General features: G+C 62.0%; 15 protein-coding genes. 6 read left to right on the forward strand and 9 right to left on the reverse strand.

The genetic code is table 11. From position 1 onward, the window contains the following. Positions 1 to 117: 117 nt before the first annotated feature. The gene (locus tag J2858_RS00090; RefSeq protein ID WP_210102745.1) at positions 118 to 438 is read left to right on the forward strand and encodes a DUF1883 domain-containing protein; all 321 of its coding nucleotides are present in this window, start codon (positions 118 to 120) and stop codon (positions 436 to 438) included. A 19-nt stretch (positions 439 to 457) separates the two neighbouring features. Here the strand turns inward: J2858_RS00090 and J2858_RS00095 are convergent, their stop codons facing one another. Continuing rightward, positions 458 to 1,774, reverse strand: a complete 1,317-nt coding sequence (locus tag J2858_RS00095) for a replication-associated recombination protein A (protein WP_210102746.1) — start codon at positions 1,772 to 1,774, stop codon at positions 458 to 460. Then, complete coding sequence (locus J2858_RS00100; RefSeq protein WP_210102747.1) at positions 1,771 to 3,171, reverse strand: DegQ family serine endoprotease; 1,401 nt, start codon at positions 3,169 to 3,171, stop codon at positions 1,771 to 1,773. The genes J2858_RS00095 and J2858_RS00100 overlap by 4 nt, the downstream gene beginning before the upstream one ends. A gap of 286 nt (positions 3,172 to 3,457) precedes the next feature. Between J2858_RS00100 and J2858_RS00105 the strand changes: the two genes are divergently transcribed. Next, positions 3,458 to 3,826, forward strand: a complete 369-nt coding sequence (locus tag J2858_RS00105; protein WP_432443218.1) for a lysozyme inhibitor LprI family protein — start codon at positions 3,458 to 3,460, stop codon at positions 3,824 to 3,826. A gap of 20 nt (positions 3,827 to 3,846) precedes the next feature. Here the strand turns inward: J2858_RS00105 and J2858_RS00110 are convergent, their stop codons facing one another. Beyond that, on the reverse strand, positions 3,847 to 4,299 hold the full coding sequence (locus tag J2858_RS00110) for a DMT family transporter (RefSeq protein ID WP_210102748.1): 453 nt from the start codon (positions 4,297 to 4,299) through the stop codon (positions 3,847 to 3,849). Continuing rightward, the gene (locus J2858_RS00115) at positions 4,296 to 4,730 is read right to left on the reverse strand and encodes a DMT family transporter (protein ID WP_210102749.1); all 435 of its coding nucleotides are present in this window, start codon (positions 4,728 to 4,730) and stop codon (positions 4,296 to 4,298) included. The genes J2858_RS00110 and J2858_RS00115 overlap by 4 nt, the downstream gene beginning before the upstream one ends. 91 nt (positions 4,731 to 4,821) lie before the next feature. Between J2858_RS00115 and J2858_RS00120 the strand changes: the two genes are divergently transcribed. Beyond that, positions 4,822 to 5,772, forward strand: a complete 951-nt coding sequence (locus tag J2858_RS00120; protein WP_210102750.1) for a LysR family transcriptional regulator — start codon at positions 4,822 to 4,824, stop codon at positions 5,770 to 5,772. 70 nt (positions 5,773 to 5,842) lie between these two features. Here J2858_RS00120 and ilvD read toward each other — a convergent pair whose 3' ends face one another. Further along, a complete protein-coding gene (gene ilvD, locus J2858_RS00125; protein ID WP_210102751.1) occupies positions 5,843 to 7,678 on the reverse strand; it encodes a dihydroxy-acid dehydratase in 1,836 nt (611 codons plus the stop codon). Positions 7,679 to 7,936: 258 nt separating this feature from the next. On the opposite strand from ilvD, the gene msrP reads away from it, so the two are divergent. The 3 genes from msrP (at position 7,937) to J2858_RS00140 (ending at position 10,063) form a co-directional block, all read left to right on the forward strand. After that, on the forward strand, positions 7,937 to 8,884 hold the full coding sequence (gene msrP, locus J2858_RS00130; RefSeq protein WP_210102752.1) for a protein-methionine-sulfoxide reductase catalytic subunit MsrP: 948 nt from the start codon (positions 7,937 to 7,939) through the stop codon (positions 8,882 to 8,884). A gap of 2 nt (positions 8,885 to 8,886) precedes the next feature. After that, positions 8,887 to 9,519, forward strand: a complete 633-nt coding sequence (gene msrQ / locus J2858_RS00135; RefSeq protein WP_210102753.1) for a protein-methionine-sulfoxide reductase heme-binding subunit MsrQ — start codon at positions 8,887 to 8,889, stop codon at positions 9,517 to 9,519. A gap of 142 nt (positions 9,520 to 9,661) precedes the next feature. Next, on the forward strand, positions 9,662 to 10,063 hold the full coding sequence (locus tag J2858_RS00140) for a YciI family protein (RefSeq protein ID WP_210102754.1): 402 nt from the start codon (positions 9,662 to 9,664) through the stop codon (positions 10,061 to 10,063). Positions 10,064 to 10,230: 167 nt separating this feature from the next. Here J2858_RS00140 and rplQ read toward each other — a convergent pair whose 3' ends face one another. From rplQ to rpsM, 4 genes are all read right to left on the reverse strand, one after another. After that, the gene (rplQ, locus tag J2858_RS00145; protein WP_137131939.1) at positions 10,231 to 10,656 is read right to left on the reverse strand and encodes a 50S ribosomal protein L17; all 426 of its coding nucleotides are present in this window, start codon (positions 10,654 to 10,656) and stop codon (positions 10,231 to 10,233) included. Between the two features lie 101 nt (positions 10,657 to 10,757). After that, positions 10,758 to 11,768: a DNA-directed RNA polymerase subunit alpha gene (locus tag J2858_RS00150; RefSeq protein WP_210102755.1), complete on the reverse strand. Its 1,011-nt coding sequence runs from the start codon at positions 11,766 to 11,768 to the stop codon at positions 10,758 to 10,760. A gap of 179 nt (positions 11,769 to 11,947) precedes the next feature. Further along, complete coding sequence (gene rpsK / locus J2858_RS00155; protein WP_015915761.1) at positions 11,948 to 12,337, reverse strand: 30S ribosomal protein S11; 390 nt, start codon at positions 12,335 to 12,337, stop codon at positions 11,948 to 11,950. Between the two features lie 130 nt (positions 12,338 to 12,467). Next, positions 12,468 to 12,836, reverse strand: coding sequence for a 30S ribosomal protein S13 (gene rpsM, locus J2858_RS00160; protein ID WP_210102756.1), 369 nt, complete (start codon positions 12,834 to 12,836; stop codon positions 12,468 to 12,470). Positions 12,837 to 12,942: the final 106 nt, after the last annotated feature.

The raw sequence follows: 12,942 nt of genomic DNA on the forward strand, positions 1-12,942 counted from the left end.
GGGAGGTCTGCAGCGACCATCTTGTTCGCTCTGTTAACGGATTTCTCGCATTCTGGTTCCACCAAGCATTAACTTCCTCGCCCTACCGTCTCTCCCTCACAGAGCATGGAGACAAGAATGGCGGCCCCTTCTTTTCGCTTCACCCATTTCGACCTGAAGGCACAGCGCGCCGGCACGATCATTGAGGTCACGCTGTCGGCCGTCAACAATGTGCGGCTGATGTCGGCGGTCAATTACCAGCGCTTTACGGAAAAGCTGGATTTCAAATTCATCGGCGGCGTTGCGAAAAAATCGCCCATCCGGCTGGTCATTCCCGAAGGCGGCCACTGGCATCTGGTGGTGGATGGCGATGGCCATCATGGCTTGGCTGATTCAGCGGTGAAGATGGTGAGCGCCCCGTCCGCCGGCACCGCTCCGCCGGCGCGCAAACAGGCCTGATGGCCCGTAGCGATAGATTTCAGGCCCCGCCCCTCTCGCGGCGCAGCTTTGCCCACCAGTCCAGGCGCTTGCGGATCTCGCGCTCGAACCCGCGCTCCGGCGGATCGTAGAACACCTGCCGGCCAAGCTTGTCGGGGAAATAGTCCTGTCCCGAAAACGCATCCGGCTCGTCGTGGTCGTAACGGTAGCCGTCGCCATAGCCCTCGCCCTTCATCAGCTTGGTCGGGGCGTTCAGAATGCGCTTTGGCGGCAGAAGCGAGCCGTTTTCCTTGGCCGTGCGCATCGCCGCCTTGAAGGCGACGTAGACGGCATTGGATTTGGGCGCGGTGGCGAGATAGACGCAGGCCTGAGCCAGCGCCAGCTCCCCCTCCGGCGAGCCCAGATAATCATAGGCATCCTTGGCGGCATTGCAGATGACCAGAGCCTGCGGATCGGCAAGGCCGATATCCTCGACCGCCATGCGCACCAGCCGGCGGCCGATATAGAGCGGATCCTCTCCGGCATCGAACATGCGCGCCAGATAGTAGAGCGCCGCATCGGGATCGGAACCGCGCACCGATTTGTGCAGCGCAGAGATGAGATTGTAATGGCCGTCCTGCGCCTTGTCATAGACCGGCGCGCGGCGCTGCACGATGCGCGACAGGCCTTCTGTGTCGAACCGCTCGCCCTCGCGGGCCGCCCGCCACACCTCTTCGGCAAGCGTCAGCACGGCCCGGCCGTCACCATCGGCCATCCGAACAAGCGCCGCGCGCGCCTCCTCATCGAGCGGAAGCGGCTTACCCTCCACCGTCTCGGCGCGTGACAGGAGTTCGGCAAGGCTTTCTTCGTCATGGGCACGAAAGGTCAGCACCCGCGCCCGCGACAGAAGAGCGGCGTTCAGCTCGAAACTCGGGTTTTCGGTGGTTGCGCCGACAAGGATGACGGTCCCGTCTTCCATCACGGGCAGAAAACTGTCCTGCTGGGCGCGGTTGAAGCGATGGATCTCGTCCACGAAGAGCAGGGTCTGGCGCCCATCCATACGGCGAAGCCGCGCGGCATCGAACACTTTCTTCAGATCCGCCACGCCGGAAAAGATCGCCGAAATCTGTTCGAAGGCAAGCCCCGTCTCGCCGGACAGGAGCCGTGCCACCGTGGTCTTTCCCGTGCCCGGCGGCCCCCAGAAGATCATCGATCCGAGCGAGCCCGAGGCGATCATGCGGCGGAGAACGCCGTCCTCGCCCGTCAGGTGTGGCTGGCCCGTCACCTCGGCAAGCGAAGTCGGCCGCAGGCGATCGGCAAGCGGTCGCTTGGATGCGACCGCCTCCGGCAGGCTTTTGCGGAACAGATCCTCGCTCATCGGAAGAATTGGCGGATGCGCTGTCCGTCGCGCTCGATCTCGACGCGCCACAGCGAGGGATTGCTGGCCGCGAGCGTCTGCAGCACCTTGGTGGACGACACGGCATCTCCGTTCAGCGACACAACAATATCGCCGGCCTGAAAGCCCAGCCGTGCCGCCGGCGAACCACGCACCACCTCGGAGACGACGACACCGGTCTTGTCGGTGGGAAGGCGCAGCTCGGTTGCAAGCTTCGGCGACAGATTGGCGACGCGCAGGCCCGCAAACGGGTTGCGTCCCTCGATCAGTCGTTCATCGCGCGGCACCGTTTCGGGCGCGGTGCCCAGCACCATGGTCAACTGGCGTTCACCACCATTCTGCGACACGGTCAGATGCACCGGCTTGCCAAGACCTGCCGTCGTCAGGCGATACCAGAGCGCATCCGGATGCTCGACGGCAATGCCGTTGGCCGCGGTAATCACTTCGCCGGGCTTCAGCCCCGCCTTGTCGGCCGGTCCGCCTTCGGTGACGCTCACCACGATGGCGCCGCGCGCGGTCTTGAGGCCCAGTGCCTCGGCCACTTCCGATGTCACCGGCTGGAAGGTCGCCCCGACATAGGGCTTTTCAAAGCTCGTCTTGCCCTCCTCCGCTGCGGCCACGAAGACTTTGACGAGATTGGCCGGAATGGCAAAGCCGATGCCGTTCGAGCCACCGCCACGCGAAAAGATCGCCGTATTGATGCCGATCAGTTCGCCCCTCATGTTCATCAGCGCACCGCCGGAATTGCCGGGATTGATCGAGGCATCGGTCTGGATGAAGAATCCGACATCACCGCTCGAGACCTGGTTGCGGGCAAGCGCCGACACAATGCCGCTGGTCACCGTCTGCCCGACGCCGAAGGGATTGCCGATGGCGAGCACCAGGTCGCCCACCTCGACCGCATCGGAATTGCCAATGGCAAGAACCGGAAACTCTTCCTTGGCCTTGATCTTCAGGACGGCAAGATCGATGTTTTCGTCCTTCAGCAGCACCTCGCAGGGAAACTCGCGGCCGTCGGGCAGCGCGATCTTGATGTCGTCCGCCCCCTGGATGACGTGGTTGTTGGTCACCACGAGGCCATTGTGCGAGACGATGACGCCAGAGCCCAGCGACGACTGCTTTTCCGAACGGTTCGGCATGCGCTGGCCGAAAAACTGCTCGAAGAAGGGGTCGCCGGCAAACGGGTTCTGTCGCTGCACGACGCGCTCGGCATAGACGTTCACCACGGCGCCCGATGTCTGCTTGACCAGCGGCGCAAAGGACAATTGCATCTCCGGGCGGCTCTGCGGCACGGTCTTGTCCTGCGCAAAACCCTGCGACGGCAGGATCAGCGACAGGGCCAGAAGGCAGAGGGAGATGCTTTTCGGCATGCTCAGCATGTGATTCCTCACTTTGACGGGTAGATGATTTCTATCTGCAAACGCTAGAAATGAAAGGTGGCCGAAAATGGGGATGCAGGGACGGCGAATGCTGCCCGCGCATTAAACTATGTTCATGTGATGAAGACATAGATCCAGGCGTGGAAAAGGCGAGCCTTCTCCCTCATTGCCTGGCGCAGCAGCCCCTTCGTCTCCGCACGCGCATATCAGTGAAGCGGGATGCACGGCTTTTGGTGGGAACCATTTGGCCCGCGCTTCGTAGTGGGGGTTCATGGAGAGCAAATTGATGAAGACGAACCGCCTCGCCCACACCCTTGCCGCCGGCGCCGTTGCGCTCATGGGCTTTGCTGCCCTTCCCGCCGCCCCGGCGTTTGCCGCAAGCTTTGATTGCCAGAAGGCCGATCTTTCGGGCGGCGAGAAGGTGATCTGCGAGGACCGGTCGCTGAACGATCTCGATGTGAAGATGGCAACCACCTTCGACATCCTGACCTCGCTGATGGCGATGGGTAACCGAGACCAGTTGAAGGAAACGCAACTGGCCTGGCTGAAGAAGCGCCAGGAGTGCGGGGCCGATGCGGCCTGCATTCGTGCAGCCTATGAGGAGCGTATGACGCAGCTGAACGAGGCGACAAAGACGCTGATCCGCCCGCTCTGACGGACGGATCCGCGTGCTCGTCAGGCCTTGCGGCTGTTGCCGATATAGATGAGCGCAAGCGCCCCGGCGAGAAGCGCGATTGCCAGATACCGTCCCCCGTCGAGCGGAATGACGGCATTGCCGAACCAGCCGAAGTGATCGATCAGCAGGCTCATCGCCAGCTGGCCGGTGATGACGGCAACGGTTGCCGCTGCAATCCCGACGCGCGGCACGGCCACCACGTTGACGAGAATATAGACCACGCCGAACAGGGCACCGATCAGCTGCCATTTCGGTGCTGTGAACAGCGTCTGCGCGTGGGCCGGCTCGAAGAAGAAGAACAGCAGGAAGGAAATGGCAGCCCCCAGCACGAAGGTGAGCCACGCCGTTTCCATCACGCCCGCCGCACGGCCGAGACGCCCGTTGATGGAGGATTGCGCAGCAAGCGAAATACCGCCGGCCAGCGCCAGAAGAGTGACAAGCACGAAGATCATCGATTGAGAATCCCAAGAGCCAGAAGAATGAGCAGGAGTGCACCGACGCGATAACGGTCCATGGCGCGGCGCGGCGTGCCGAAGAAACCGAAATGGTCGATCGCGAGGCTTGCCGCGACCTGACCGCACAGAATGCCGACCATGGTGGTTCCGACACCGATGACCGGCGTCGCAAGCGTGAGCACGATGACATAGACCGGGCCAAGAACGCCGCCGACCAGAAGCCAGCGCGGTTGGGCAAACAGGCCCGGCAGGCTGCGCTTCGGCGCAAAGACAAGCGCCACCGACATCAGCAAGCCGCCGACCAGAAAGATCGACAGGGTGGCCGCCATATGCCCCACCTCCTCGCCGAGAGGCCCGAGCAGCCCCGCCTCGACGGACAGCCCCATGCCGGAAGCGACGACCAGCAGAAGAATGACAATGTGCCCCATGCGACGGCTCTCCCTTCTTGTTGAAGGAAGCGGAGGTAGGCTAGTGTCCGGAAAACAACAATGATGCCTCAGAGCAAATGAAGTTTGTCCCATGAGCAATGATCTGACGCTTCTGTCGCTGCGACTGTTCGTAGATCTCGCAGCGACCGCCAGTTTCAGCGCGACAGCGCGGCGCCACAGCCTGCCGCCCTCCTCCGTCTCCCGCCACATCAGCGGCCTCGAAGAGCTGCTCGGCCAGCGCCTGCTGTTTCGCAACACGCGCGCAGTGACGTTGACGGATGCCGGATCGGCCTATCTGCGCGAGGTGCGCGAGGCCTTGTCGCAGATCGACCTTGCAAGCGAACAGGCCCGCGGGGCAGCCGGCGAGGCACGCGGCCTCCTGCGCATCAATGCGCCCGTTGCGTTCGGACGGCGCCATATCGCGCCGCTGCTTTCCGCCTATCAGGCACTGCACCCACGGGTGGAGGTGGACCTCACGCTTTCCGATACCTTCATCGATCCCGTGGCCGAGGGCGCCGACATCACCATCCGCATCGGGCAGATGAAGGATTCAAGCCTCAGCGGGCGCAAGCTGACGCCGCAGCGCTACGTCGTCTGCGCCTCTCCCGCATATCTTGCCCGCCACGGCGCGCCGCAGGGTCAGGACGCGCTCTCCGACCACAATTGCCTGCTCTACAAGGGCATCAACGGGGCGCAGAAATGGTATTTTCGAACGGCAACAGGCGGTGGAGAATTGCGCCCCTGTCTCGTGCGCGGCAATCTGACCAGCAACAATGCCGACAGCCTTGTGGAGGCCGCTCTCCAGCATCAGGGGCTCGTGCTGTTTCCCACCTGGCTCGTGCATGAGCATCTGGCAAGCGGCAGGCTGGTGCCGGTGATGACCGATGTCGAGGCGGCCGTCGATACCAGCATTCACGACATTCACTTGATCTACCCGGAAAACCGCCTGCGCTCCTTCAAGGTGCTGTCCTTCCGCGATTATCTGCTTGGCCGGATCGGGACGCCGCCCTACTGGGATCACCCGGTCGCGCCCGCACCATAAGCGCCCACAAACTGAAAGGGCCTGCCGGATTGCGCCGGCAGGCCTTTTCGTCATGGTTGCGGTTCAGCCCTTAGTCCGGCAGGATGCGCACGGCGCCCTTGTCGGCGCTGGAGGCGAAGGCGGCATAGGCCTTGAGCGCCGTCGTGACATTGCGCTTGCGCGGCGCGGCCGGCTTCCAGCCGAGCTTGTCCTGTTCGGCCCGGCGGCTGGCCAGTTCGCTGTCCTGAACCAGAAGGTTGATCGTGCGGTTGGGAATATCGATCTCGATCATGTCGCCTTCGCGTACGAGACCGATCGCACCGCCATTGGCCGCTTCCGGCGAGGCATGGCCGATGGAGAGGCCGGAGGTTCCGCCGGAAAAGCGGCCGTCGGTGATCAGCGCGCAGGCCTTGCCGAGCCCCTTCGACTTCAGATAGCTCGTCGGATAGAGCATTTCCTGCATGCCGGGGCCGCCCTTCGGGCCTTCGTAACGGATGACGACGACATCGCCGGCCTTCACCTCGTTGTTGAGGATGGACTTCACCGACGCATCCTGGCTCTCGAAGACGCGCGCCGGACCGGTGAATTTCAGGATCGATTCGTCAACGCCCGCCGTCTTCACGATGCAGCCGTCGAGCGCGATATTGCCGTAGAGCACCGCAAGACCGCCATCCTTGGAAAACGGCTTTTCGACCGAGCGGATGACACCCGTTTCGCCATCGGTATCCAGATCATCCCAGCGCGAGGACTGCGAGAAGGCAACCTGCGTCGGCACGCCGCCGGGGGCAGCCTTGAAGAAGGTGCGCACGCTTTCCGAATTGGTGCGAGTGATATCCCAGCGGTTGATGGCGTCGCCGAGCGTTGCCTCATGCACCGTCTTGCAGTCGGTGTGGATGAGGCCGCCGCGCTCCAGTTCGCCGAGAATGCGCATGATGCCGCCGGCGCGGTGGACGTCTTCCATGTGAACGTCCTGTTTGGCCGGCGCCACCTTCGACAGGCAGGGCACGCGGCGCGACAGGCGGTCGATATCGTCCATGGTGAAATCGACGCCGCCCTCATAGGCCGCCGCCAGGATATGCAGAACCGTATTGGTCGATCCGCCCATGGCGATATCGAGCGTCATGGCGTTCTCAAACGCTTCCTTGGAGGCGATGGTGCGCGGCAGGACGCTCTCGTCCTCCTGCTCGTAGTAGCGGCGGGCGAGATCGACGATCAGGTGGCCGGCCTCGACGAACAGGCGCTTGCGGTCGGAATGGGTGGCAAGCGTCGAACCGTTGCCGGGCAGCGACAGGCCGAGCGCTTCGGTGAGGCAGTTCATGGAATTGGCGGTGAACATGCCCGAGCACGAGCCGCAGGTGGGACAGGCCGAGCGTTCGATTGCCTGCACATCCGCGTCGGAATATTTTTCGTCGGCCGCCGCCACCATGGCATCAACAAGGTCGAGCGCGACGGTCTTGCCATGCATGACCACCTTGCCGGCCTCCATCGGACCACCGGACACGAAGACGGCGGGAATGTTGAGGCGCATCGCGGCATTCAGCATGCCGGGCGTGATCTTGTCGCAGTTGGAGATGCAGACCATGGCGTCAGCGCAATGCGCATTGACCATGTACTCGACCGAGTCGGCGATGATCTCGCGCGACGGCAGCGAATAGAGCATGCCGTCATGGCCCATGGCGATGCCGTCGTCGACGGCAATCGTGTTGAATTCCTTGGCAACGCCGCCCGCCGCCTCGATCTCGCGCGCCACCAGCTGACCGAGATCCTTGAGGTGCACATGGCCCGGCACGAACTGCGTGAAGGAATTGACCACGGCAATGATCGGCTTGCCGAAATCGCTGTCCTTCATGCCCGTGGCGCGCCAGAGACCGCGGGCGCCCGCCATGTTGCGGCCATGGGTCGTCGTTCTCGAACGGTATGCAGGCATGGTATTATCCTCAGGTCTTGAACGTGGGAGGGGCATGACCGCTGCTTTGCTGGCCATAATGCCCTGCTTTTGGGCTTTTCCTAGCGGAAACGGCCTGCGGTGTCACTATCACGACAGGCCAAAGCGGTACGCCTCGCCCCGTCTTCAGCATCACGAGAACGTGGCTGCCGCACTTTCTACACCCTCTGTGAAACCGGCTTCCTTGCCGTTACGTATAGAGATGATCATAAACACCCGCCGCTCTGCAGGAGACTGTCCATGCCGGCCTATCGTCCGCCCCGCATCCCCGCTTCCGAGATCACGCCGCAGTCGCTCTATCTGTCGCGGCGCGGCTTTATCGCCGGCGCTGCCGCCGGCATGGCGCTAACCGGTGCTAGCGGTGCTCTCGCAGCCCCCATCGCCACGACGCCGAGCACCTACAAGGTGAACGACAAGCTGACGCCGAAAAAGGACGTCACCACCTACAACAATTTCTACGAGTTCGGCGTCAACAAGGCCGATCCCGCCCAGAATTCCGGCGACTTCAAGCCGACCCCCTGGGCGATTACCGTCGGCGGCATGGTGGCAAAACCGCAGGTGATCGACATGGAAAAGATCATGGCGGAAATCCCGATGGAAGAGCGCGTCTACCGTATGCGCTGCGTCGAGGCCTGGTCCATGGTCATCCCCTGGGTCGGCTTTCCGATCTCCGCCATCCTCGACCGGGTCGAGCCGCTCGGCAGCGCCAAATATGTCGCCTTCGAAACCGTCGTGCGCCCCGAGCAGATGCCCGGCCAGCGCGGCTTCTTCCAGGCCCTGCCCTGGCCCTATGTCGAAGGCCTGCGGCTTGACGAGGCCCGCCATCCGCTGGCAATCCTCGCCACCGGCGTTTATGGCGAAACCCTGCCCAACCAGAACGGCGCGCCGATCCGCCTCGTCACCCCTTGGAAATACGGCTTCAAGGGCATCAAGTCGATCGTCAAGATCACGCTCACCGACAAGCAACCGCCGTCGACCTGGAATATTTCAGCGCCGAACGAATACGGCTTTTATGCCAATGTGAACCCGAAGGTCGACCATCCCCGCTGGAGCCAGGCGACCGAACGGCGCATCGGCGAAGGCAGCGGCCTGTTTGGCGGACGTACCGTCGACACACTTCCCTTCAACGGTTACGGCGACGAGGTGGCCAGCCTCTATGCCGGCATGGACCTGAAGAAGTTCTACTGACCATGGCAAGCCTTGCCCTGCCCGCGCGCTATCGCTCCAGTTCCGTCTGGGTGCTTTATGCACTCGGACTGCTGCCCGGCCTCTATGCCTTTTATCAGGGCGTGTTCGGCGACCTTGGGGCCGACCCGGTGCGCACATTCGAACACCTGCTTGGGCTGTGGACTCTGCGCTTTCTCTGTCTCGGCCTCGCCGTCACGCCGATCCGCGATCTTTTCGGTGTCAACCTGATCGCCTATCGGCGGGCGCTTGGCCTCATCGCCTTCTACTATGTGCTGGCGCATTTTGCCGTCTACCTGACGCTCGACCGGGCGCTCGTCTTTTCCTCGATCCTCGGCGATCTTCTGAAGCGGCCGTATATCATGCTCGGCATGGCGGGACTTGTGATGCTGACGCCGCTCGCGCTCACCTCGAACCGCTGGTCGATCAGAAAACTTGGCAGCCGCTGGAATACGCTGCACAAACTCGCCTATCCCATCCTGCTCGTTGCCATTCTGCATTTCGTGCTGTCGCGCAAGAGCCTGACGCTGGAGCCGGCCTTCTACATCGCCGTGGTGACGGTTCTCCTGGGCTACCGTCTGGTGCGGCCAAAGCTGATGGAGCGCAGGCGGAGCCGGCGCGCGGCCGCCTCCCGGTAATGCTCCATCTCGCGGCGACAAGGTATATCCCCAGTCGCCGCGGCAGCCGGCGCCGCAAATAGTGTTGCCGCATGCGACCCTGCCCGTTCATTATGCTGCCGGCAGGGGCAAGGCGCCCTCAAAGCCTCTGGGGAGACGAGACATGCGTGTCATGGTGATAGTCAAGGCGACGAAAGACAGCGAAGACGGTATACTGCCAACAGCCTCTGCGCTGAAGGCCATGGGAGAGTTCAACGAAGAACTGGTCCGAGCGGGCATCATGCTGACCGGCGATGGATTGAAACCCTCCAGACTGGGAAAACGGATTGCCTTCAACGGACCGGACCGGGAAGTCATTGACGGTCCCTTTGCGCAGACGCGGGAACTGGTCGCCGGCTTCTGGATCTGGGAGGTCAAGACCATGGACGAAGCTGTTGCATGGGTGAAGCGCTGCCCCAATCCAATGCCAGGTCCGAGCGAAATCGAGATCCGCCCCTTCTACGAGATGGACGATTTCGCCGAGGTGATATCGCCCCGCGACGAGACAAGCCACGATCCGGCCTGATAAAGCCGGGCGCGATCCGGTGGATCGCTCTGCCGGATGTTCTTGAGCGGGAGGAGAGCATCCAATCGTCGCCGGCACTGAAGGCGTGCAGCAGAACATAACGCAAAAGGCCGGGTGATCGCTCACCCGGCCTTTTTTCCGTATCTGCCCCTTGTCAGGGCAAAACCTTATGCGGCTTCGGCAGCTTCTGCTTCAGCGGCAACGCGGGCCTTATCGGCGGCGCCCTTGGCGTTCACATCGCGTTCGACGAACTCGATGACGGCCATGGCAGCATTGTCGCCCTGGCGGAAGCCAGCCTTCATGATACGCAGGTAGCCGCCGTTGCGGGTTGCGTAGCGCGAAGCGATGGCATCGAACAGCTTCTTCACAGCGTCCTGGTCCTGGATCTGCGAAATGGCCTGACGACGAGCGTGCAGGTCGCCGCGCTTGCCGAGCGTGACCAGCTTTTCGACGATCGGACGGATTTCCTTGGCCTTCGGAAGCGTCGTTACGATCTGCTCATGGGTGATGAGCGAAGCCGCCATGTTGGCAAACATTGCCTTGCGATGGCTGGCGGTACGGTTGAGCTTGCGGCCGGCTTTCTGGTGGCGCATCTCTGGTCTCCTTTACTTGCAGGCATCCGCCTGCAGTTTAAACATGCTTTCCAATTCGCGAAGCGGGCCACCTTGCGGGCCCGCCCGGAACGGTTGGGCGGTTAATACTGGTCTTCGTAGCGCTTGGCGAGATCTTCGATGTTTTCCGGCGGCCAGGCAGGAACTTCCATACCCAGATGCAGGCCCATGGAAGCCAAGACTTCCTTGATCTCGTTCAGCGACTTGCGACCGAAGTTCGGCGTGCGCAGCATTTCCGCCTCGGTCTTCTGGATGAGGTCGCCGATGTAGACGATGTTGTCGTTCTTCAGGCAGTTGGCCGAACGGACAGAGAGTTCCAGTTCGTCGACCTTCTTGAGGAGAGCCGGGTTGAACGCCAGTTCAGTGACCGATTCTTCTTCTGCTTCCTTCTGCGGCTCGTCGAAGTTGACGAAGACCGACAGCTGGTCCTGAAGAATGCGAGCGGCAAACGCCACGGCATCCTCGCCCGTGACCGAACCATCGGTTTCGATGGTCATGGTCAGCTTGTCATAGTCGAGAACCTGGCCTTCGCGGGTGTTTTCCACCTTGTAGGACACTTTCTTGACCGGGGAGTAGAGGCTGTCGACCGGAATGAGGCCGATCGGCGCATCTTCGGCACGGTTGCGATCGGCAGGCACATAGCCCTTGCCGTTGTTCACCGTGAATTCCATGCGGATTTCCGCACCCTCGTCGAGCGTGCAGATGACATGGTTCGGATTGAGGATCTCGATGTCGCCAACCGTCTGGATATCGCCGGCAAGCACCGCACCCGGGCCCTGCTTGCGCACGACCATCCGCTTTGCATCGTCGCCATCCATCTTGATGGCGATTTCCTTGATGTTGAGCACGATGTCCGTCACATCTTCCCGCACGCCGGGGATGGAGGAGAATTCGTGCAGAACGCCGTCGATCTGCACAGCAGTGACGGCGGCACCACGCAGCGACGACAAGAGAACGCGGCGCAGCGCGTTGCCGAGCGTCAGACCAAAACCGCGTTCCAGCGGCTCCGCGACGAGCGTGGCCTTGGTGCGACCGGACGAGGTGAACTCCACCTTGTTCGGCTTGATCAGTTCCTGCCAGTTCTTCTGGATCATGATTAAAACCTTCCGTTCGCTGCCACTATCCAATCGTGGCAACCGAGCATGAGAAGCGCCAAGGAGAAACACTCTTCTTGGGCGTTACGGCAAAGCCGCCATACCCCGATTGACGAAGTAAGGCGGCATCACACGAATTCGAACCGAGGCCGCCGCCAAGAGCAGCCTCCGAAGGCGAATTAGACGCGGCGCTTCTTGCGCGGACGGCAACCATTGTGCGGGATCGGCGTCACGTCACGGATGGAGGTGATCATGAAACCCGCAGCCTGGAGGGCGCGCAGAGCCGATTCACGACCGGAACCCGGGCCGCAGACTTCGACTTCGAGAGACTTCATGCCGTGTTCCTGAGCCTTCTTAGCGCAGTCTTCAGCAGCGATCTGGGCAGCAAACGGCGTCGACTTACGCGAACCCTTGAAACCCTTTGCACCAGCCGACGACCAGGCAATCGCATTGCCCTGCGCATCGGTGATGGTGATCATGGTGTTGTTGAACGTCGAGTTGACGTGCGCAACGCCCGACGAAATGTTCTTACGTTCGCGACGGCGGACGCGTGTGGCTTCCTTGGCCATGGTCTTCCTTTCGTTGATATCGTCACCGCCGTAGCACCAGCGGCTCCACCTTTTCAGACAATAGAAACGAGGCAGCAGCCAATAGCTTTCTCCGCTACCGCCTACTGCCTATCGCCTCGCGCCTGAAAAATTACTTCTTCTTACCGGCGATCGCCTTTGCCGGACCCTTGCGGGTGCGGGCATTGGTGTGCGTGCGCTGACCGCGGACCGGCAGGCCACGACGATGGCGCAGGCCGCGGTAGCAGCCGAGATCCATCAGACGCTTGATGTTCATCGCGGTTTCGCGACGCAGGTCACCTTCAACCTGGTAATCGCGGTCGATGGTTTCGCGGATCGAGAGGACTTCTGCGTCCGTCAGCTGATGAACGCGACGTTCAGCCGGAATACCGACCTTCTCGACGATTTCCTGTGCGAATTTAGGGCCGATCCCGTGAATATAGGTCAGCGCGATAACGACGCGCTTCGCAGTCGGGATGTTGACGCCAGCGATACGTGCCACGCCTATTCTCCTTGCGTTCCAGTTGCCATCCGGCAAGTGGTGCTTCTTCCATGAGAGCAGCCATAGAGGGCCGCCAGTTCAAATCTCATCCGTGACAAGTCAAAAC

Origin of the sequence: Neorhizobium galegae, assembly GCF_017877135.1 — a bacterium.
GTDB classification, from domain to species: Bacteria; Pseudomonadota; Alphaproteobacteria; order Rhizobiales; family Rhizobiaceae; genus Neorhizobium; species Neorhizobium galegae_A.